At 69.8% G+C, this 19,838-nt stretch carries 20 protein-coding genes; 15 read left to right on the top strand and 5 right to left on the bottom strand.

The window, feature by feature from the left end:
* Positions 1-38: 38 nt before the first annotated feature.
* The 8 genes from ACFYX0_RS30645 to ACFYX0_RS30610 all read left to right on the top strand — a co-directional run bounded on the left by ACFYX0_RS30645 (position 39) and on the right by ACFYX0_RS30610 (position 10,121).
* Positions 39-839 (top strand): enhanced serine sensitivity protein SseB C-terminal domain-containing protein, encoded by an 801-nt coding sequence (locus tag ACFYX0_RS30645; protein WP_311695108.1) that lies wholly within the window; start codon positions 39-41, stop codon positions 837-839.
* A gap of 342 nt (positions 840-1,181) precedes the next feature.
* Complete coding sequence (locus tag ACFYX0_RS30640) at positions 1,182-2,189, top strand: ABC transporter permease (protein ID WP_388974871.1); 1,008 nt, start codon at positions 1,182-1,184, stop codon at positions 2,187-2,189.
* A 70-nt stretch (positions 2,190-2,259) separates the two neighbouring features.
* Positions 2,260-4,050 carry an ABC transporter substrate-binding protein gene (locus ACFYX0_RS30635; RefSeq protein ID WP_388974869.1) on the top strand — a complete coding sequence of 597 codons (1,791 nt, stop codon included), beginning with the start codon at positions 2,260-2,262 and terminating at the stop codon, positions 4,048-4,050.
* Positions 4,051-4,160: 110 nt separating this feature from the next.
* On the top strand, positions 4,161-5,159 hold the full coding sequence (locus tag ACFYX0_RS30630; protein WP_388974867.1) for an ABC transporter permease: 999 nt from the start codon (positions 4,161-4,163) through the stop codon (positions 5,157-5,159).
* The gene (locus tag ACFYX0_RS30625; RefSeq protein ID WP_388974865.1) at positions 5,156-6,253 is read left to right on the top strand and encodes an ABC transporter ATP-binding protein; all 1,098 of its coding nucleotides are present in this window, start codon (positions 5,156-5,158) and stop codon (positions 6,251-6,253) included. The genes ACFYX0_RS30630 and ACFYX0_RS30625 overlap by 4 nt, the downstream gene beginning before the upstream one ends.
* Before the next feature lie 23 nt (positions 6,254-6,276).
* The gene (locus tag ACFYX0_RS30620) at positions 6,277-7,827 is read left to right on the top strand and encodes an ABC transporter ATP-binding protein (protein ID WP_388974863.1); all 1,551 of its coding nucleotides are present in this window, start codon (positions 6,277-6,279) and stop codon (positions 7,825-7,827) included.
* Between the two features lie 177 nt (positions 7,828-8,004).
* Positions 8,005-9,396 carry a M1 family metallopeptidase gene (locus ACFYX0_RS30615; RefSeq protein WP_388974861.1) on the top strand — a complete coding sequence of 464 codons (1,392 nt, stop codon included), beginning with the start codon at positions 8,005-8,007 and terminating at the stop codon, positions 9,394-9,396.
* Positions 9,397-9,464: 68 nt separating this feature from the next.
* The gene (locus tag ACFYX0_RS30610) at positions 9,465-10,121 is read left to right on the top strand and encodes a trimeric intracellular cation channel family protein (RefSeq protein WP_388974963.1); all 657 of its coding nucleotides are present in this window, start codon (positions 9,465-9,467) and stop codon (positions 10,119-10,121) included.
* On the opposite strand, the gene ACFYX0_RS30605 is transcribed toward ACFYX0_RS30610, so the two are convergent.
* A complete protein-coding gene (locus tag ACFYX0_RS30605; RefSeq protein WP_388974859.1) occupies positions 10,030-11,256 on the bottom strand; it encodes an alpha/beta hydrolase in 1,227 nt (408 codons plus the stop codon). The genes ACFYX0_RS30610 and ACFYX0_RS30605 overlap by 92 nt on opposite strands.
* Before the next feature lie 219 nt (positions 11,257-11,475).
* Here ACFYX0_RS30605 and ACFYX0_RS30600 point away from each other — a divergent pair, with 219 nt between their 5' ends.
* Positions 11,476-12,336 carry a thioesterase family protein gene (locus ACFYX0_RS30600; RefSeq protein ID WP_388974858.1) on the top strand — a complete coding sequence of 287 codons (861 nt, stop codon included), beginning with the start codon at positions 11,476-11,478 and terminating at the stop codon, positions 12,334-12,336.
* A gap of 70 nt (positions 12,337-12,406) precedes the next feature.
* Here ACFYX0_RS30600 and ACFYX0_RS30595 read toward each other — a convergent pair whose 3' ends face one another.
* The gene (locus tag ACFYX0_RS30595; protein ID WP_355904691.1) at positions 12,407-12,991 is read right to left on the bottom strand and encodes a TIGR03086 family metal-binding protein; all 585 of its coding nucleotides are present in this window, start codon (positions 12,989-12,991) and stop codon (positions 12,407-12,409) included.
* A gap of 101 nt (positions 12,992-13,092) precedes the next feature.
* Here ACFYX0_RS30595 and ACFYX0_RS30590 point away from each other — a divergent pair, with 101 nt between their 5' ends.
* Entirely contained in the window at positions 13,093-14,058 is a 966-nt protein-coding gene (locus tag ACFYX0_RS30590) for a helix-turn-helix transcriptional regulator (protein ID WP_388974856.1), read from the top strand.
* A 36-nt stretch (positions 14,059-14,094) separates the two neighbouring features.
* Here ACFYX0_RS30590 and ACFYX0_RS30585 read toward each other — a convergent pair whose 3' ends face one another.
* Positions 14,095-14,721 (bottom strand): TetR family transcriptional regulator, encoded by a 627-nt coding sequence (locus ACFYX0_RS30585; RefSeq protein WP_388974854.1) that lies wholly within the window; start codon positions 14,719-14,721, stop codon positions 14,095-14,097.
* 131 nt (positions 14,722-14,852) lie between these two features.
* On the opposite strand from ACFYX0_RS30585, the gene ACFYX0_RS30580 reads away from it, so the two are divergent.
* From ACFYX0_RS30580 to mnmA, 4 genes are all read left to right on the top strand, one after another.
* A complete protein-coding gene (locus ACFYX0_RS30580; protein ID WP_388974852.1) occupies positions 14,853-15,020 on the top strand; it encodes a hypothetical protein in 168 nt (55 codons plus the stop codon).
* Between the two features lie 39 nt (positions 15,021-15,059).
* Entirely contained in the window at positions 15,060-15,392 is a 333-nt protein-coding gene (locus ACFYX0_RS30575; protein ID WP_388974850.1) for a DUF4190 domain-containing protein, read from the top strand.
* Positions 15,393-15,489: 97 nt separating this feature from the next.
* Positions 15,490-16,653 (top strand): cysteine desulfurase family protein, encoded by a 1,164-nt coding sequence (locus ACFYX0_RS30570; protein WP_388974848.1) that lies wholly within the window; start codon positions 15,490-15,492, stop codon positions 16,651-16,653.
* A gap of 88 nt (positions 16,654-16,741) precedes the next feature.
* The gene (gene mnmA / locus ACFYX0_RS30565; RefSeq protein ID WP_388974846.1) at positions 16,742-17,866 is read left to right on the top strand and encodes a tRNA 2-thiouridine(34) synthase MnmA; all 1,125 of its coding nucleotides are present in this window, start codon (positions 16,742-16,744) and stop codon (positions 17,864-17,866) included.
* Positions 17,867-17,894: 28 nt separating this feature from the next.
* Here mnmA and ACFYX0_RS30560 read toward each other — a convergent pair whose 3' ends face one another.
* Together ACFYX0_RS30560 and ACFYX0_RS30555 are read right to left on the bottom strand one after the other, a co-directional pair.
* Complete coding sequence (locus ACFYX0_RS30560; protein WP_388974844.1) at positions 17,895-18,674, bottom strand: alpha/beta fold hydrolase; 780 nt, start codon at positions 18,672-18,674, stop codon at positions 17,895-17,897.
* A 37-nt stretch (positions 18,675-18,711) separates the two neighbouring features.
* A complete protein-coding gene (locus ACFYX0_RS30555) occupies positions 18,712-19,035 on the bottom strand; it encodes a DUF427 domain-containing protein (RefSeq protein WP_311695087.1) in 324 nt (107 codons plus the stop codon).
* Between the two features lie 51 nt (positions 19,036-19,086).
* On the opposite strand from ACFYX0_RS30555, the gene ACFYX0_RS30550 reads away from it, so the two are divergent.
* Positions 19,087-19,626, top strand: a complete 540-nt coding sequence (locus tag ACFYX0_RS30550; protein ID WP_388974842.1) for a TIGR00730 family Rossman fold protein — start codon at positions 19,087-19,089, stop codon at positions 19,624-19,626.
* The last annotated feature ends 212 nt before the right edge of the window (positions 19,627-19,838 follow it).

Below are 19,838 nucleotides of genomic sequence, written 5' to 3'. Positions count from 1 at the left end.
TCGGGGTTGTCAGGTTTGTCGTGAAGGGGCGGTAGAGGGTGAGCGCGTCGGGCACGGCCGCGGCCGGACAGGTCGAGCAGATGCTGCGCCAGGTGACGCCCGGGCGTTACGACGCCTACGAGGCGCTGCTGCGCCTGCTCGCGACCCCTTCCTCCGGTCAGGTCTGGATGCTGCTCTGGCACGGCCAGGCCGGCTCGCCGGACGCCCAGTACGGAAACATGGACGTGAACGGCTACGGCTACGCGCCCTGCGTCACCTCCGCCCAGGAACTCTCGGCCAGCGGCTGGAACCGCTCGTACGAGGTGGTCGACGCCCTCGACGCGGCCCGCACCCTCTACCCCGACCACTACGGCCTGTGGCTGAACCCGCATGCGCCGGGCGGCGGCGTCGGCATCCCCTGGCTGGATCTGCGCCGTATCGCGACCGGTCTGGAGCGCCAGCCCGCGGGTCCGCTCCGGCTCACCGAACCGGTCATCGAGATCCCGCAGTTCTACGCCGTCCTCACCCAGAACGCGCACCGCACGTCCGCGGTGCGCTCGCTGCGCCGCGCCTGGGTGCAGCCCGCCGTCGGCGCCCCCTACCTGGCCATCGGCCTGGACGTCTACGACACCTCGCCGCCCGCCGTCGACTCGGTGCGCGCGATGATGCAGCAGTCCGTCGTGGCGGTCCCGGAGGGACTGTCCGTGTCGACCGTCGCGATGTCCGACGAGTACGACCCGGTCGCGATGTGGCTCCGCGCCCGTGCCCGTCCGTTCTATGACCGGGAGGCCCACGCCGCCCCCGCCCAGGCTCCGGCGGCCGGGGGATACGGGTATCCGCCGGTGCGTGGGGCGTACTGAGTCCGGAGTGATTCGGGTGGGCCCCCGGACCGTCTCGGATGCCGGTCAGCTACCGTGGCAGGAGCCCCTCTTCGCGCGTAGATGCGGGAGATAGATCCAAATCTTGTGCGGTCTGCCCCACTTGGTGGGTGTCCGCACCCCGTTACCCATCGTCCGGATAACGGAATCCCCTTGTGCGTGTCACGTTTGCGCATCCTTTCATCGCCAAGTCTGGCAACTGATCGCCAAAGCGTTGAAGACTCCCGCTTCAAGGGGTTCCGCCCCTGTGTACGACGGACTGATCATGCCGCCACAGCGGCAAGTGCGGGCCGGTCACCGCCGGTTGAGAGGGGTCCCTGCCAGATGACGGCACCATTGCACGAGCCGACCGCGGAAGCGGCACCGAGTGCTGCCGAGGAAGCGGCCGTAGCCAGTGCTGACGCGAAGGCTGTACAGGGACGTTCCCTGGGCCGCATCGCCTGGGAGCGCCTCAAGCGGGACAAGCTCGCCCTTGCGGGCGGCGTCGTGGTGCTCATCCTCATCGTGATCGCGGTGCTCGCGCCGGTGATCACGAACCTGGTCGGACAGGACCCGGACGTCTACCACGAGAACCTGGTGGACCCGTTGTTCAGCACGCCCACGGGATCGCTGGGCGGCATCAGCGGCGACCATCTGCTCGGTGTCGAGCCGGTCAACGGCCGCGACGTCTTCGCCCGCATCCTGTACGGCGCCCAGATCTCGCTGCTCGTCGGCTTCCTGTCCGCCGTGGTCGCCGTCGTCCTGGGCACCGTTCTCGGCATCCTGGCGGGCTTCTTCGGCGGCTGGGTCGACTCGGTCATCAGCCGGGTCATGGACGGTCTGCTCGCCTTCCCGCAGCTGCTGTTCATCATCGCGCTGGTCTCCGTGATGCCCAACGAGATGCTGGGGCTCTCCGGCACCGGTGTCCGTGTGTTCGTGATGATCCTGGTCATCGGCTTCTTCGGCTGGCCCTACGTGGGCCGCGTGGTGCGCGGCCAGACGCTCTCGATGCGTGAGCGCGAGTACGTCGAGGCGGCCCGTTCGCTCGGCGCCGGCCGGCTCTACATCCTGTTCAAGGAACTGCTGCCGAACCTCGTCGCCCCGATCATCGTGTACACGACGATGATGATCCCGACGAACATCCTCACCGAGGCTGCCCTCAGCTTCCTGGGCGTGGGCGTCAAGCCGCCCACCGCCTCCTGGGGGCAGATGCTCTCGAGCGCGATCGACTACTACGACTCGGACCCCATGTACATGGTGGTCCCGGGCGTGGCGATCTTCATCACGGTTCTGGCCTTCAACCTGTTCGGCGACGGCGTGCGTGACGCGCTCGACCCGAAGGGTTCGCGCTGAAGTGCCATACCCCAAGCGTCCCGTGAGCTCATCCACGGGGTCTCTCATCAAATCCGGAGGATCCGAGATCGTGACTACCCAACGCACCTCAGGGCGGCGCAAGCGGGCCCTTGCCGCTGCCGCAGTGGTCGCCGGGCTGCTGACCACGGCGGCGTGCGGCGGAGGCAACGGCGACGGCGGCAGCAAGGACGGCGCGGCCGGCTTCGACGCGGCGAACAACAAGGTCGCCCAGGCCGACCAGGTCAAGAAGGGCGGCACGCTGAAGTTCGTGAGCGCCCAGGACGCCGACTCGTGGGACACCACGCGCGGCTACTACGGCTTCATGTGGGACTTCTCGCGGTACTACAGCCGTCAGCTGCTCACCTACAAGACCGCGCCGGGTGCCGAGGGCGCGCAGCTGCAGCCGGACCTCGCCACCGACATGGGCCAGGTCGCGGACGGCGGCAAGACGTACACGTTCAAGCTGCGTGACGGCATCACCTGGGAGGACGGCAAGCCGATCACCTCCCAGGACATCAAGTACGGCATCGAGCGCGTCTGGGCGCAGGACGTCCTGTCCGGCGGTCCGATCTACCTCCAGCAGATGCTGGACCCGAAGAACGCCTACAAGGGCCCCTACAAGGACACCTCCAAGGACCACCTGGGCCTGAAGGCGATCGACACGCCCGACGCGAAGACGATCGTCTTCCACCTGCCGCAGGCCAACTCGGACTTCCTGCAGGTGCTCGCGATGGTCACGGCCTCCCCGGTCCGCCAGGACCAGGACACCAAGTCCAAGTACGGCCTGCACCCGTTCTCCTCCGGCCCGTACAAGTTCCAGTCCTACAGCCCGGGCAAGAACCTGGTGCTGGTCCGCAACGACAAGTGGAACGCGTCCTCGGACCCGGTCCGCAAGGCGTACCCGGACAAGATCACGCTCGACATCTCGACCAACCAGGCCGACATGGACCAGCGTCTGATCAAGGGCGACTACGACCTCGACGCCGGCCAGACGGGTCTCGGCCCGCAGGGCCGCCAGATCGCCCTGAAGCAGCACAAGGGCAACCTGGACAACCCGGTCTCCGGCTTCATCCGCTACGCGGTCTTCCCGCAGAGCGTCAAGCCGTTCGACAACCTGCACTGCCGCAAGGCCGTCATCTACGCGGCCGACCACGTGTCGCTGCAGACCGCTCGCGGTGGCCCCATCGCCGGTGGTGACATCGGCACCAACATGCTCCCGCCGTCGGTGGCCGGTGGCGAGGGCCAGAAGTACGACCCGTACCAGATCTCCGGGGCCAACAAGAACGGCAACGTCGACCTGGCCAAGCAGGAGCTGAAGGCCTGCGGTCAGCCGAACGGCTTCAAGACCACGATCGCGGTCCGCAACAACAAGCAGCAGGAAGTCGCCACCGCCGAGTCCCTCCAGGCCGCGCTGAAGAAGGTCGGCATCACCGCCGACATCTACCAGTACGACGGCTCGCAGACCCCGGGCATCATCGGCGCCCCCGCGAACGTCGCGAAGAAGAACCTCGGCATCATCATCATGGGCTGGGGTCCGGACTTCCCGACAGTCCAGGGCTACGGCATTCCGCTGTGGGACAGCTCGTACATCCTGCAGAGCGGTAACAACAACTACGCTCTGATCAAGGACAAGACGATCGACGGCCTGTTCAACCAGTACACGAGCACGCTCGACGAGTCGAAGAAGACCCAGCTCGCCACCGAGATCGACCACAAGGTCATGGAGGGCGCGTACTACCTGCCCTTCACCTTCGAGCGGCTGCTGAACATCCGCTCCTCGCGTCTGGCCAACGTGTACACGACGAACGCGTACAGCGGTTACTACGACTTCGTCAACCTCGGCCTGAAGTCCACGAAGTAAACCCGGCACACCCGCCGTACGGCACGAAAGGCAGGTGAAGGCCGGCGCGGCGAGACCGCGGGCCATCGGACGACCTCCGGTGGCCCGCGGTCCGCGGCGGGCCGTAAGCTGTGCTCGCTTACCTCATCAGGCGGCTGTTCGCCGCCGCAGTGATGCTGGTGGTCATCATCCTGGTGGTCTTCAGCATCTTCTTCCTCGTCCCCAAGTGGGCGGGCGTGGACATCGCCACGAGCTTCGTGGGCAAGCAGGCAGACCCCCACGCCGTCGAGGCGGTACGGGAGAAGCTGGGCCTGAGCCACCCGATCTATGTCCAGGTCTGGGAGTTCTTCAAGGGCATCTTCGTCGGCCGCACTTACTCGGCCGGCGGCGACGTCACCCACTGCGCCGCGCCGTGCTTCGGCTACTCCTTCCGCAGCGAGCAGGCCGTGTGGCCGGTGCTGACCGACCGCTTCCCGGTGACCCTGGGTCTCGCGCTCGGCGCCGCCGTGCTGTGGCTGGTCTTCGGTGTCGCGGCGGGTGTGCTCTCCGCGCTCAAGCGGGGCAGCCTGTGGGACCGCGGCGCGATGGTCGTCGCCCTCAGCGGTGTCTCCCTGCCGATCTACTTCACCGGTCTGCTCTCGCTGGCGATCTTCAGTTATGGACTGAACTGGATCGACGGCAAGTACGTCTCCATCAGTGACAGCTTCACCGGGTGGCTCGGCGGCATGATCCTGCCGTGGATCACCCTGGCGTTCCTCTACGCGGCGATGTACGCCCGGATCACCCGCGCCACCATGCTGGAGATCCTGGGCGAGGACTACATCCGCACGGCTCGCGCCAAGGGCCTCAAGGAGCAGGTCGTCATCGGCAAGCACGCCATGCGTTCCACCATGACTCCCATCCTCACCATGCTCGGCATGGACCTCGGCGCCCTCATCGGCGGTGCGATCCTCACCGAGACGACGTTCAGCATCCCCGGCCTCGGCCAGGCCGTGCTGACCGCCATCAAGAACCAGGACCTGCCCATCATTCTGGGCGTCACTCTGATCACCTCCCTCGCGGTGCTCGTCGCCAACCTCGTGGTGGACGTCCTGTACGCCGTGATCGACCCCCGAGTGAGGCTGTCATGACCGAACTCAGCAAGACCGGAGCGGCCGTGGGCGAGCCCACCGGCTCCTCGCCCGCGTCGACAGCCTTCCTGGAAGTGCGCGATCTGAAGGTGCACTTCCCGACCGACGACGGCCTGGTCAAGTCCGTCGACGGCCTCAGCTTCCAGCTGGAGAAGGGCAAGACCCTCGGCATCGTGGGCGAGTCGGGCTCGGGCAAGTCGGTGACCTCGCTCGGCATCATGGGCCTGCACACCGCCGGCCAGTACGGCAAGCGCAAGGCGCGGATCTCGGGCGAGATCTGGCTGGACGGCACCGAGCTGCTGTCCGCCGACCCGGACCACGTGCGCAAGCTGCGCGGCCGTCAGATGTCGATGATCTTCCAGGACCCGCTGTCCGCGCTGCACCCGTACTACACGATCGGCCAGCAGATCGTGGAGGCGTACCGCATCCACCACGACGTCGACAAGAAGACCGCCCGTAAGCGGGCGATCGAGATGCTCGACCGCGTGGGGATCCCCCAGCCGGACAAGCGGGTGGACAACTACCCGCACGAGTTCTCCGGCGGTATGCGCCAGCGCGCGATGATCGCGATGTCGCTGGTCAACAACCCCGAACTGCTCATCGCGGACGAGCCGACGACCGCCCTGGACGTGACCGTCCAGGCGCAGATCCTCGACCTCATCCGGGATCTGCAGAAGGAGTTCGGCTCCGCGGTCATCATCATCACCCACGACCTGGGCGTCGTCGCCGAACTGGCCGACGACATCCTGGTGATGTACGGCGGCCGCTGCGTCGAGCGCGGTCCGGCCGAGAAGGTGTTCTACGAGCCCCGTCACCCCTACACCTGGGGCCTGCTCGGCTCGATGCCGCGCCTGGACCGCGAGCAGCAGGAGCGCCTGACCCCGGTCAAGGGCTCCCCGCCCTCGCTGATCAACATCCCGTCCGGCTGCGCCTTCAACCCGCGTTGCCCGTACGCGGACATCCCGAAGGACAACGTCACCCGCACGGTCCGCCCCGAGCTGACCGAGGTCGGCGGCAAGCACTGGGCCGCCTGCCACATGTCGCAGGAGCAGCGGGAGCGGATCTGGATCGAAGAGATTGCGCCGAAGCTGTGAGCGAGAACACAGAGGACAAGGCAGTGAGCATCCCTGCCCAGAGCGACGGCGCCGAGGACAAGGCCTCCGGCACGGCCACTCTCAACCAGGACGCCGCTCCCGGCGAGGTCCTGCTGAAGGTCACCGGGCTGCAGAAGCACTTCCCCATCAGGAAGGGCCTGCTCCAGCGGCAGGTCGGGGCGGTGCGCGCGGTCGACGGCCTCGACTTCGAGGTGCGGGCCGGTGAGACCCTCGGTGTCGTGGGCGAGTCGGGCTGCGGCAAGTCGACGATGGGCCGGCTGATCACCCGACTGCTCGAACCGACCGCCGGCAAGGTGGAGTTCGAGGGCAAGGACATCACGCACCTCGGGGTGAGCGGCATGCGTCCGCTGCGCCGCGATGTGCAGATGATCTTCCAGGACCCGTACTCGTCGCTGAACCCGCGTCACACCATCGGCACGATCGTCGGCGCTCCCTTCCGGCTGCAGGGCGTCGAGCCCGAGGGCGGCATCAAGAAGGAGGTGCAGCGGCTGCTGTCGGTGGTTGGGCTCAACCCCGAGCACTACAACCGCTACCCGCACGAGTTCTCCGGCGGTCAGCGCCAGCGCATCGGCATCGCCCGGGCGCTGGCCCTGAAGCCGAAGCTGGTCGTCGCCGACGAGCCGGTCTCCGCGCTGGACGTGTCCGTCCAGGCTCAGGTCGTGAACCTCATGGACGACCTCCAGCAGGAGCTGGGCCTGACGTACGTGATCATCGCGCACGACCTCTCGGTCGTCCGGCACGTCTCGGACCGGATCGCGGTGATGTACCTCGGCAAGATCGTCGAGCTGGCCGACCGCGACTCGCTGTACAAGGCGCCGATGCACCCGTACACCAAGGCGCTGATGTCGGCGGTGCCGATCCCGGACCCGAAGCGACGGAACGTCAAGAGCGAGCGCATCCTGCTCAAGGGTGACGTGCCCTCGCCGATCTCCCCGCCGAGCGGTTGCCGCTTCCACACGCGGTGCTGGAAGGCGACGGAGATCTGCCGCACCACCGAGCCGCAGCTCCTGGAGCTGAAGCCCGGCCAGCGCGTGGCCTGCCACCACCCGGAGAACTTCGAGGACCAGGCCCCGCAGGACACCGTGCTGCTGTCCGACGCCAAGGAGGCGGCGGAGCTGGTCCCGGACGCGGTGCTGGAGGAGTCGGCGGAGACGTCGGCGGCGGTGGCCGCGGAGGTTCAGGCGGAGGCTGCTGCCGAGGCGTCGACGGAGGCCGCGGAGCCTGCTTCCGAGGAGACCCCGGAGACCGCGGAGACCACCGAGGCCGCCGCCGAGGAGCCGGCGGAGGCCGAGGCCGCCGAGGCCGCGGAGACCGCTGCCGAGGAGCCGGCCGAGGCTGCCACGGAGGAGCCCGCGGAGGCCGCGGAGCCTGCTTCCGAGGAGACCCCGGAGACCGCCGAGGCCGCCGAGGCCGAGGAAACGCCGGAGGCCGAGGCCACGGACACCGAGGAGTCGGCCGAGACCGCCTCCGAGGAGCCCGCGGAGGCCGCCTCCGACGAGACCCCGGGGTCGTCGGAGGCGGCGAAGCAGTCGAAGACCGACGGCGGGAAGTAACTCACGCACGGGTATGCCCCGGTGACCGGAGAACGGTCACCGGGGCATACCCGTTTCGTCAGGAGCAACGCGAGGTATGGCACATGACGGATTGGTAAAGTCATGTACATGCCTGGAAGGGAGAGTGCAGAGTCTGGCGTGTCCGTCTGATCGACAGCACGCTCGAAGGGATGACTCATGGCGCTCTCCCGTTCGGCACGCTTGGGAGCCCTCGCCGTCTCGGCGGCCTCCTTCCTCGTCATCGCGGCCTCCCCGGCGCCCTCGGCCGGGGCCCCCGGCATCGGCGACTCCTACTTCCCGCAGCTGGGCAACGGCGGTTTCGACGTCCGCCACTACGCCCTCGACGTGGCGTACGACCCGGCCCGCGGCCGACTCGACGGTCGTACGACGATCACGGCCCGGGCCACCCAGAGCCTCACGTCCTTCGATCTGGACCTCCAGAAGCTCCAGGTCACGCGGATCGAGGTGAACGGCAGACGGACCGCGTTCACGCGCGACGGCGACGAGATCCGGATCACCCCGCGCGGCGTCCTTCCCCGGGGCGGGAACTTCACGGTCACCGTCACCTACGGCGGGGTCCCCGAGCCGCTCAGCGGCCCCATCGTCTTCGGCTCCCAGTACGGCTGGATGAAGACGGCCGACGGCGTCTTCGTCGCGTGCGAGCCCAACGCCGCCTCCACCTGGTTCCCCTCCAGTGACCACCCCTCCGACAAGGCCACTTACGACATCCGCATCAAGGCGCCCAAGGGCCTGACCGCCGTGTCCAACGGGCGGCTGGTGTCGACGTACGACAAGGGCGACAAGACGATCACCCACTGGCGGGAGTCGCGGCCGATGGCCACATACCTGGCCACGGCGACCATCGGCAAGTTCGATGTGCGCACCGGGAGGACGCCGTCGGGCATCCCGATCTACGTCGCCATCGACCCCGCGCTCGCGAACAGCAACACGGTCGACGTCTACGCGGTCACCGCCGCGGCGACCGACTACTGGTCCAAGATCTTCGGCCCGTACCCCTTCGAGGAGACCGGCGCCATCGTCGACGACATGCCCGAGGCCGGCTTCTCGCTGGAGGTCCAGTCCAAGCCCGCGTACTCGGCCGTGCGCTCCGAGTCGACGATCGTGCACGAGCTGGCCCACCAGTGGTTCGGCGACTCGGTCTCCGTCGAGCGCTGGAAGGACATCTGGCTCAACGAGGGCTTCGCGACCTACGCCCAGTGGCTGTGGGCGGAGCACAAGGGCACCGGCACCGCACACGACCAGTTCCTCGCGGCGTACAACAGCCGCCCGGCCGACAACCCGTTCTGGAAGATCGAGGTGGCCGACCCCCAGCGCGACACGATGTTCGCCTCCGCGGTCTACCAGCGCGGCGCGATGGCCCTCCAGGCCCTGCGTGAGCGCATCGGGGACACCGCGTTCTTCCGGCTCCTGCCCGCCTGGACGAAGCTCCACCGCTACGGCAACGCGAACACCGCCGACTTCATCCGGCTCGCGGAGAAGGTCTCCGGGCAGCAGCTGGACGACCTGTTCCAGAAGTGGATCTACAGCACCGAGCGTCCGGTCTTGTAACCTCGGTGTTCCGGAGCCCTTGCCTTGCTTTGCAAGGTACATTCACCCGAGTGGGTGAGAATGTAAAGGTGCTCCAGCAATTGTTCAGCCCCTCCGTCCAGCACACCCTGGATCTCGTCGGCATCTTCGTCTTCGCGATCTCCGGTGCGCTCCTGGCCGTCCGCAAGAACTTCGACGTGTTCGGCATCGCCGTGCTCGCCGAGGTCACGGCGCTGGGCGGAGGGCTGTTCCGCGATGTGATCATCGGTGCCACACCGCCGGCCGCGTTCACGGATCTGGGGTACTTCCTGACCCCGCTGCTCGCCGCGCTCCTGGTCTTCTTCCTCCACCCGCAGGTGGAGCGGATCCAGACGGCCGTCAACGTCTTCGACGCGGCCGGCCTCGGCCTGTTCTGCGTCTCGGGCACGACCAAGGCCTACGACTACGGGCTGGGCCTCACCGCGAGCGCGGCCCTCGGCCTCGCCACCGCGGTGGGCGGCGGCGTCCTGCGCGACGTTCTCGCCAACGAGGTGCCCTCACTGCTGCGCTGGGACCGCGACCTCTACGCGGTCCCGGCGATCGTCGGCTCCACCATGGTCGTGCTCTGCATCCGCTACGACACGCTGACCCCGCTGACGACCGGGCTCGCGGTCGTCACCGCTTTCGTACTACGCCTTTTGGCGATGCGGTTCCACTGGCGAGCGCCGCGCGCTTGGAACCGCCGGTCAACGGTTGCTGAGGAGTAGTCCCCGCGGTGTCCTTCCCGCTCATCTGCTGGGTGAGCCAGGTGAAGACGTACGGGATCTGCGGCCGCCACAGGGCCATGCTGTGCCCGCCGGCGCTGCGCGGGATCAGCACCGCGCGCACCACGGTCGGGGGCTTGGCGATCTGCTCCAGCGCCGCGGCCGCCTGGTAGCCGTCACCGAGCTGGCCGGACAGGTAGAGGGAGATGTGCGGCGGGGTGTGCTGGCCCTTCAGCAGGAAGTAGGGGTTGTTCGCGTGGCGCAGCGCGATGGTGCGCGCGGCCAGGGACTTGCGCTCGCCGATCGGGTCGTTGTAGCCGGACAGGCTGATCGCGGCCCGGTAGCGGTCGGGGTGCGCGGTCGCTAGCTTCGCGGCGCAGTGTGCGCCCGCCGAGTAGCCGGCCGCCGCCCAACCGTTCGGCGCGGACTGGGCGCGGAAGTTGTCCGTCACCATCTTCGGCACGTCGATGCTGAGCCAGGTGTCGGCGTTCACGACGCCGGGGATGTTCGCGCAGCCCGTGTCGACCTTGGCGATGAGGTTGGTGCGCGGCGCCACCAGGATGAAGGGCGCCACCTGCCCGGTGCGCATCAGCGGCAGCAGCTGCTCATGCACCTGGAGGGAGCCGAACCAGGCCTTCGCCGAGCCGGGGTAGCCGGAGAGCAGCTCCACGACGGGGAACTTCTTGTTCTTGTACGCGGGGTCGTTGTACTGCGGCGGCAGCCAGACGTAGACCTCGGCGTCGACGCCCGACACCTGGCCCTTGAGCTGGGTGACGCTGACACCGCCGGCCGAGCGCATGCCCGGCCCGTCGGCGGGGGTGAACGCCTGGTGGATCTTGGGCAGGGCCTTGATCTGGATCCCGCCGGTGCCGTCCTTGCCGAGGTCGGCGGCCTGGCTCACATGGTTGCCGGTGCCGAGCAGGTCGGACCAGTTGTCGTAGAGGCTGTTCGCGTTGTTCACCAGGACGAACACCAGGGTGACCGCGGTGACCTGGGCGAACAGCAGCATCGCCACCCGGGCGGCGTGGCGCAGCAGTACGGGCCCGCGGATCCGGGACCACAGGAACAGAGGCAGGATGAGGGCGATCGCCACTAGGACGATCGACGTGAAGAGGAACGGCGTCCCGGTCAGGCTCATCGGCGTGGCGGCTCTTCCTGTGAACGGGATGGTCTGGCTGTACGTCTTCTGAGAGGGAAACGAGGGCCACTCGGTCACGGACGAGTGCGGACACTTACCGAGAAATTGCCAAAACCTCACCTAGGAATGGCTGGATCCGTATGGGTGTTCCTCGGGGTGTCACGGATTTGGAACACAACAAAGCTACCGCTTAGTAATTTCTCATTGTACGGTTCAGGCATGCCAGAAGCAGCAACCGCACAGGCCGTGACGGCCGCGATCGGTGACAGCGAGTTCGACCGCGACACCGCGGTCACCCTCCGGGAACCCGGCGTCTACGACATCGACCTCTCCGCCGGCTGGACGATCATCAGCGCCGTCAACGGCGGCTATCTGCTGGCCGTCCTCGGCCGCGCCCTCGCGGACGCCCTGCCGCATCCGGACCCGTTCACCATCTCCGCCCACTACCTCACCGCCTCCCAGCCGGGACCCGCGGTGATCCGCACGGACGTCGTGCGCACCGGCCGCACCCTCTCCACCGGCCAGGCGTCCCTCTTCCAGTACGACGACGAGGGCCGCGAGGTCGAACGCATCCGTGTCCTCGCCTCGTACGGCGACCTGGACTCCCTGCCCGACGACGTGCGCACGAGCGCGCAGCCACCCGCCTTCCCGCCCATCGACCAGTGCTTCGGCTCCGGGGACGGTCCGGCGCCCGTCTCCGGCAGCTCGGCGATCACCGAGCGGCTGATGCTCAAGCTGGACCCGGCCACCCTGGGCTGGGCCCTGGGCGCGCCCAGCGGGAAGGGCGAGATGCGCGCGTGGTTCGGGCTCGCCGACGGCCGCGACGCGGACCCGCTGTCGCTGCTCCTCGCCGTGGACGCACTGCCGCCCACCGCCTTCGAGATGGGCATCTCCGGCTGGGTGCCCACCGTCGAGCTGACCGTGCATGTGCGCTGCCGTCCGGCGCCGGGCCCGCTCCGGGTCTCGATCACCACACGCAACCTCGCCGGCGGCTTCGTGGAGGAGGACGCCGAGGTCTGGGACAGCCAGGACCGCCTGGTCGCACAGTCCCGTCAGCTGGCTCGGGTCAGGCTGGCCTGAGCCCGCCCGCGCGTCGGACCGCGCCCCGGTGGGGGTGCGGTCCGGAACGTGCCGCAACCTGGTCGCGCGGTCAGCCGACCGCCACCGGCCCACGGCCGAGCCAGGCCGCCAGTCGTTCGTAGGCGTCGCCCCCCTCGGGAGCCGGACGGGCCGAGCCGAAGGGGACGTCGTCGCCGCGCTCCGGCTCCGGCAGGACGACCCGGGCGACGGCGAGCGCGAACTCGGCCACATCCGGATCCAGTTCGATCGGTCGGCCGAGGGCCTCCCACAGGTCCCAGGTGTGTGTGACCGCCTCCATCACATACCCTGACAGCGCGTTGCGCCCCGGAGTCTCGCCCCACGGCACCCGGACCGGCGCGTCCAGCCGGGCGTCGTCCGCCCAGGCGCGCCGGACCTCGGCGCCGGCCGCGTCGTACGCCTCGGGCCAGCCGTCGTCCGCGACGCCGTCCACGAACGGGTGCACGGCCAGCCCGTCGCCGCCCGCACCGATCACGGCGATCCGGCGCGTGCCGCCGACGATGTGCGACAGCAGCGTCCGCACGTCGAACTCGGTGCACGGCGTGGCACCGGAGAGCTGCTCCGGACGTACGGTCCTGACCAGCGCGGCGATCTGCTCGGCGGCGCGGGCGTACACGGGACGGGGATCGGTGTTCATGACGGTCCTCTCGGTGGGTCGGTGCCCCGAGGTTCCCCGTAATACCTGACAGTTCCCGTCAACATTTGCGAACGGCCTTTCGCCGCCGCGATGCTGGGTCGGTGAAGTCGGACCGCCTGCTGTCGATACTTCTGTTGTTGCAGACCCGCGGACGCGTCCCGGCCCGCGAACTGGCCGAGCGGCTGGAGGTGTCGGTGCGCACCATCTACCGCGACGTCGACGCCCTGTCCGCGTCCGGGGTTCCGGTGTACGCCGAGCGGGGACGCCACGGCGGCATCGAACTGCTCACCGGATTCCGTACGGACGTCACGGGACTGACCGCCGACGAGTCGCGCGCCCTGTTCGTCCTGGCCGCACAGGGCGCGCACGCCGCACTCGGTCTGGACGCGGCCCTCGGCTCCGCGCTGCGCAAGGTGATGGCGGCGCTGCCCGCGCCGCACCGGCCGGCCGCCGAGGCCACCAGCCGCCGTGTCCTCGTCGACGCGACGCGCTGGAAGGGCGGTCCGCAGCCTATCGTCGACCTGGACACCCTTCAGGGCGCGGTGTTCAGCGACCGCCGGCTGCTGCTGCGCTACCGGCACGGCGGGGACACCGAGGCGCACACCTACACCGTCGATCCCTACGGGCTCGTCTCGAAGGCGGGCGTCTGGTACCTGGTCGCCGACCGGCGCGGCACCCCGCAGCTCTTCCGCGCCGACCGGGTGCGTGCGGCGACCCTGCTGGCGGATCCCGTCCGGCGGCGCCCGGGGGTCGAACTCGCCGACGCCTGGGAGGTGCTGCGGCGGCAGGTGGAGGAACGGCCGGGCGGTGTAGAGGTGACGGTCCGGGTGCGCCGTGAACACCTCGACATGTTCCGGCGCCTGACGGCCTCCATGCTGACGGCCCCGCCGGAGGAGGAGGGCGACGGCGCCTGGGTGACCGCCCGGCTGTCGTACGGCGTCCTGCGCGAGGTGCGCGGACTCCTGCTGTTCGCCGACCGGGTCGAGGTGCTGGCGCCGCCGCAGGCGCGCGCCGAACTGGCGCGGGCGGCGGCCTCCGTCACGGAGCTGTACCGGCAGGGCGGGTGAGCGCCTGGGCGTCCCGTCGGCCGCGGGGGCGGTCCGCTACGACTTCCAGTGATGGCGGCCGAGGCTGATCAGCCGCAGCCGCTGGGTCGCCGATCTGGCCACCCGGTCCCGTTCGTCGGCGGGGCCCTCCATCGCCTCCAGGAACTGGTTGGCCGTCGCCAGCATCTGGTCGACGTACAGACCGGCGAGCATCAGCAGATCCTCCTCGCTCCACCCCGCGGACTCGGGGTGTCCGGCCAACGCCACCTGCACCTCCTCGGCGAAGCGCGCCAGTTGGCGCCGGATCGCCTCCCGCACCGTCTGCACACCGCCGTGCCGCTCCCGCGCGATGAACCGTACGTGCGCCGGATACGCGTCGACATGGTGGGCGATCAGGTCGACGGCGCGCGCGATGCGTTCCTCGCTGTCGCCGGCCGCGGCGACGGTGGAGTCGATCATCGGGTGAAGGCTGCCGAGGGCCGCCTCGACGAGCTCCACGCCGAGATCCGCCGTCGACCGGAAGTGCCGGTAGAAGGCGGTGGGCGCGACACCCACCGCACGCGTGACCTCGCGCAGCCCGAGACTGCTCAGGCTCTGTTCCTCCAGCAGGCCGAGCGCCGCGTCCAGGAGGGCCTGGCGCGTCTTCTGCTTCTGGGCCTGCCGGAGGCCGAGGGTGTGACTCATGCCATGCAGTTAACAACTGTTCGCTGGAATTGCAAAGCCGTCGGACGCGTTAGACTAAGGAGTCAGTGAACGAATGTAACCACAATCGTTCACCGAACCGTCACGAGAGGCCTCTTGGAGGGGATCTCACCATGCTGTTCCTCGTCGCCGCGCTTCTGCTGCTGGGGACCGTCCTGGGCACCGTGGCCCATGCCCCGCTGCCCGTCACCCTTGTGGCCGCGACCGGCATCGCCGTCTGGCTCGTGATCTTCGCGATCCGCGAGTGGCACGGCCGTCGGCGGCACACATCGGCCCACTGATCGCCGTACGCCATCCGACCGTCGGGAGATGACCGCACCATGAACCTCACCGCGACACGCAACGAGACCACCACTCCGGCCGACGACACCACCACGACCCGCGCCGACCGGAACGCCACGACTCCGGAGAGCCGCACCGGCACCCGCGACGCCGAGGGCATGGCCGTGGCGTCCTTCATCCTGGGCCTCCTCGGCCTGCTGGTCCTCAACGTCTTCCTCGGCCCCGTCGCCATCGCGCTGGCCGCCGTCGCCCTGTGGCGCGGCACGCAGCGCCGGGGACGCGCCTATCTCGGCCTCGGCCTCGGCATCGCGGACCTGGTGGTCCTGGTGGCCCTGATGCAGATGGACCACACGGTGTCCTGGAGCATCTAGGCGCGGTGCGGCCCGGTGACCCGAAGACCCGGCCGCACCCCGCCCGGCAAGGGCCGCGCCACGCCCGCAGAACCACCGGCCATAGAATTGGCCCACCATGGCTTACCTCGACCACGCCGCGACCACTCCGATGCTCCCCGAGGCGGCAGAGGCACTGACCGCCCAGATGGCCGTCACCGGCAACGCCTCCTCGCTGCACGCATCCGGCCGCCGCGCCAGGCGCACCGTCGAAGAGGCCCGCGAGACCCTCGCGGAGGCGCTCGGCGCCCGCCCGAGCGAGGTCGTCTTCACCTCCGGCGGCACCGAGGCCGACAACCTCGCCGTGAAGGGCCTTTACTGGGCCCGCCGCGCCGCCGACCCGGCCCGCACCCGGGTCCTGTCCAGCCCCGTCGAACACCACGCGGTCCTCGACGCGGTCGACTGGCTCGGCGAACACGAGGGCGCCACGGTCGAGTACCTGCCCGTCGACTCCTACGGCCGGGTCCGCCCCGAGGATCTGCGCTGGGCCATAGCCCGCAACCCCGACGACGTCGCCCTCGCCACGGTCATGTGGGCCAACAATGAGATCGGCACCGTCCTGCCGATCCGCGAACTGGCCGACGTGGCCGCCGAGTTCGGCGTCCCGCTGCACTCCGACGCGGTCCAGGCCTTCGGCCAGGTCCCGGTCGACTTCGAGGCGTCCGGCCTCGCCGCCATGACGGTGTCCGGCCACAAGATCGGCGGCCCGTACGGCATCGGCGCGCTGGTGCTCGGCCGCGAGTACAGCCCCGTGCCCGTGCTGCACGGCGGCGGTCAGGAGCGCCATGTGCGCTCCGGCACCCTCGATGTGCCCGCCATCGCCTCCTTCGCGGTCGCCGGACGGCTCGCCGCCGAGCAGCGCGAGTGGTTCGCCCGGGAGATCGGCGCGCTGCGCGACTCCCTGATCACCGCGGTCCGTACGGCGGTCCCGGACGCCATCCTGGGCGGGGACCCGGTGCACCGGCTTCCGGCCAACGCCCACTTCAGCTTCCCCGGCTGCGAGGGCGATTCGCTGCTCCTGCTGCTGGACGCACAGGGCATCGAGTGCTCCACGGGCTCGGCCTGCACCGCGGGGGTGGCCCAGCCGAGCCATGTGCTGCTCGCCACCGGCGCCGACCCGGACCTCGCCCGCGGCACGCTCCGCTTCTCCCTCGGCCACACCTCCACGGAGGCGGACGTGGAGGCGGTCGCGAAGGCGATCGGCCCCGCGGTGGAGCGGGCGCGCAGCGCGGGACTGACCTGAGCCGGTCCGAGCCGGCCCACGGGCCCGGCGCACGGCGGCGGGTACTCGCGAGCCGGGCGCGCCGGGCGCCCCGTACTCTTGAAGGGCTATGACTGACACCCCGCAGCGCCCTCTCCGCGTCCTCGCCGCGATGTCCGGCGGAGTCGACTCCGCCGTCGCCGCCGCCCGCGCCGCCGAAGCGGGCCACGACGTGACCGGCGTCCATCTCGCGCTGTCCGCGAACCCGCAGTCGTTCCGCACCGGTGCGCGCGGCTGTTGCACCATCGAGGACTCGCGCGACGCCCGCCGTGCCGCGGACGTCATCGGCATCCCCTTCTACGTCTGGGACCTCGCCGAGCGGTTCCGCGAGGACGTCGTCGAGGACTTCATCGCCGAGTACGAGGCGGGCCGCACCCCCAACCCGTGTCTGCGCTGCAACGAGAAGATCAAGTTCGCGGCGCTGCTCGACAAGGCGCTCGCGCTCGGCTTCGACGCCGTCTGCACCGGCCACTACGCCAAGGTCGTCATGCTCGACGACGGCACGCGCGAGCTGCACCGCGCCTCCGACATGGCCAAGGACCAGTCGTACGTCCTCGGCGTGCTCGACGAGAAGCAGCTGGCCCACGCGATGTTCCCGCTCGGCGACACGGTCACCACCAAGGACGAGATCCGCGCGGAGGCCGAGCGCCGGGGCCTCGCGGTCGCCAAGAAGCCCGACTCGCACGACATCTGCTTCATCGCGGACGGCGACACCCAGGGCTTCCTGGCCCAGCGGCTCGGCAAGGCCGAGGGCGACATCGTCGACGAGTCCGGCATCACGATCGGCACCCACGAGGGCGCGTACGGCTTCACGATCGGCCAGCGCAAGGGCCTCAGGATCGGCACCCCGGCGGCCGACGGCAAGCCGCGCTACGTCCTCGACATCTCGCCGGTCGACAACACCGTGACGGTGGGCCCGGCGTCCTCCCTGGACGTCGACGCGCTGACCGCCGTCAAGCCCCGCTGGTGCGGCACCGCCCCGGCCGGCCCCGGCACCTACACGGCCCAGCTCCGCGCCCACGGCGGCGAGACGGAGGTGACGGCGGAACTGGTCGACGGCGAACTGCGGGTGCGCTTCACCGAGCCGGTCCGCGGCGTGGCCCCCGGCCAGGCGATCGTCCTGTACGACGGCACGCGCGTGGTCGGTTCGGCGACGATCGCGTCGACGACCCGCGCGACGCCCGCGGTGGCGTGAGACCCGGGAGCACGACGTTCTTCGGGGGCTAGCCCCCGAAGAACTCCACCAGCACCGGGGCGAGCACCTGGGGCTCCACCATGTGGTCCTGGTCCCGCAGGGTGCGGTACGTACCCCGGGGGGTCGCCCTGGCGACCGCCTCGGCCGCCCTGCGCAGCCACTCGGGGCTCGCCCCGCCCGCGACGGCCAGCACGGGGACGGTGACCGAGGCGAGCCGCTCCCGGGGCACCAGCCCGTCGCCCATCACGGCGTCGTCGTAGGCGAGGGTCGGCGCGAGCGCCTCCATGTCGGTCCACATCGGGGACCGGCGGGCGTTGGCGATCATCTCCGGAGCCAGTCCGGTGAGACCGAGGAACAGCTCCACCGCGTCCCCGCGCCGGCCCTGTCCGAGTGCCTCACCCAGCCGCGCGGTGTACTCCGCGCGTTCCGGCTGCCCGCCCCCGTAGTCGGCGAACGGCGGCTCGTAGACGGCGACCCCGCGCACCGGCAGCCCGCTCGCCGCCGCCTCCAGAGCCAGCGCGCCGCCGGACGAGATGCCGTAGAGCCACGCCTCGCCGCCCGCAGCCTCGATGAGCGCCGCGAGATCCTCGACCTCGCGGGCCACCGCGTACGGCTCCGAGTCACCGCTCCCGCCACGGCCCCGGCGGTCGTACACGATCGCACTGAAGCGGTCCGGGAGATGCGCGCCCAGAGGCGCCACGGTGGCGCCCGTGGACATCGCGCCGCTCACCAGGACGACCGCCGGGCCCTGTCCGGTGCGTTCGTACGCGATGCGGGTGCCGTCGCGTGAGGTGGTCTGCTTGTCCATGTCTGTGAGACTGCCGCAGGGCGGCGGCCTCAGTCGCTCACGACACCTCCACTTCGTAGAAGCAGAGGTGGTCCTTGATGGCGGCGACCTCCGGCTTGGGGTCGGGGTACGCCCACACGAGGTTCTCCGCGTCCGGCAGCGACCAGTACGACGCCGTGCCCTTGAAGGGGCACTCGGTGTGTGTCTCGGAGGGGGTCAGCAGGTCCGTGCGGACATCCTCGGCGGGGATGTAGTACCGCGCGGGGGAGCCGGTCTCGCGCAGCACGAGGGCGCGGTCGCTCTCCGCCAGGACCTGTCCGCCGTGCACCACGCGCACATGCTCGTCGCCCTGCTCGATGGTGATCGTGTGTCCAGTGCTCATATTGGAAAAGCACGTGAGGGACCACGGTTCTTCCCGCGTACGGTGTTCGGCATGAACATCTGTGTCTTCCTCTCCGCCGCCGACCTCGCCGACCGCTACACCCGCCCCGCGCGGCAGTTCGCGGAGCTGCTCGGCAAGGGCGGTCACACCCTGGTGTGGGGCGGCTCCGACGTCGGCCTCATGAAGGTGGTCGCCGACGGGGTGCAGGAGGCGGGCGGCCGGATCGTGGGCGTCTCCGTCCGGTTCCTGGCCGCCAAGGCGCGGACGGGCACCGACGAGATGGTGGTCGCCGAGGACCTGGCCGAGCGCAAGAGGCTGCTCCTGGAGAAGGCCGACGCGGTCGTGATCATGGTTGGCGGGACCGGGACGCTCGACGAGGCGACCGAGATCCTGGAGCTGAAGAAGCACGGGCACACCGAGAAGCCGGTGGTCCTGCTGAACACGGCCGGCTTCTACGACGGTCTGAAGCAGCAGTTCCGGCGGATGGAGGACGAGGGCTTTCTGCCGCGCCCGCTCTCGGAGCTGGTGTTCTTCGCCGAGGAACCGGTGGGCGCCCTCGCATATCTGGAGGAGTCGCTCGGAATCCGCTAGGTCCTGTCGTCAAACTCCCGTCCGTCCGCCCGGAGGGCGGGCTCTGCGGCGGCGTGGGGGCCCCTCCCGCTCGAGCGTGCATGGCGTCGCGGGGCAGGCGGGAGTTTGACGACAGGACCTAGAAGAGTCATGAAGATCTTGGGGTTCTGGCCCCGCCGCGTGAGCGGTGGGGCCAGACTCTTTGTTGTGGTGATGGGGGAATGGGCCGGGGA

Source organism: Streptomyces sp. NPDC002573, from assembly GCF_042889625.1.
Lineage (GTDB): Bacteria > Actinomycetota > Actinomycetes > Streptomycetales > Streptomycetaceae > Streptomyces > Streptomyces gibsoniae.
Note: the sequence above shows the minus strand (reverse complement) of the source record. Positions and strands in the feature narration are given on the sequence as shown.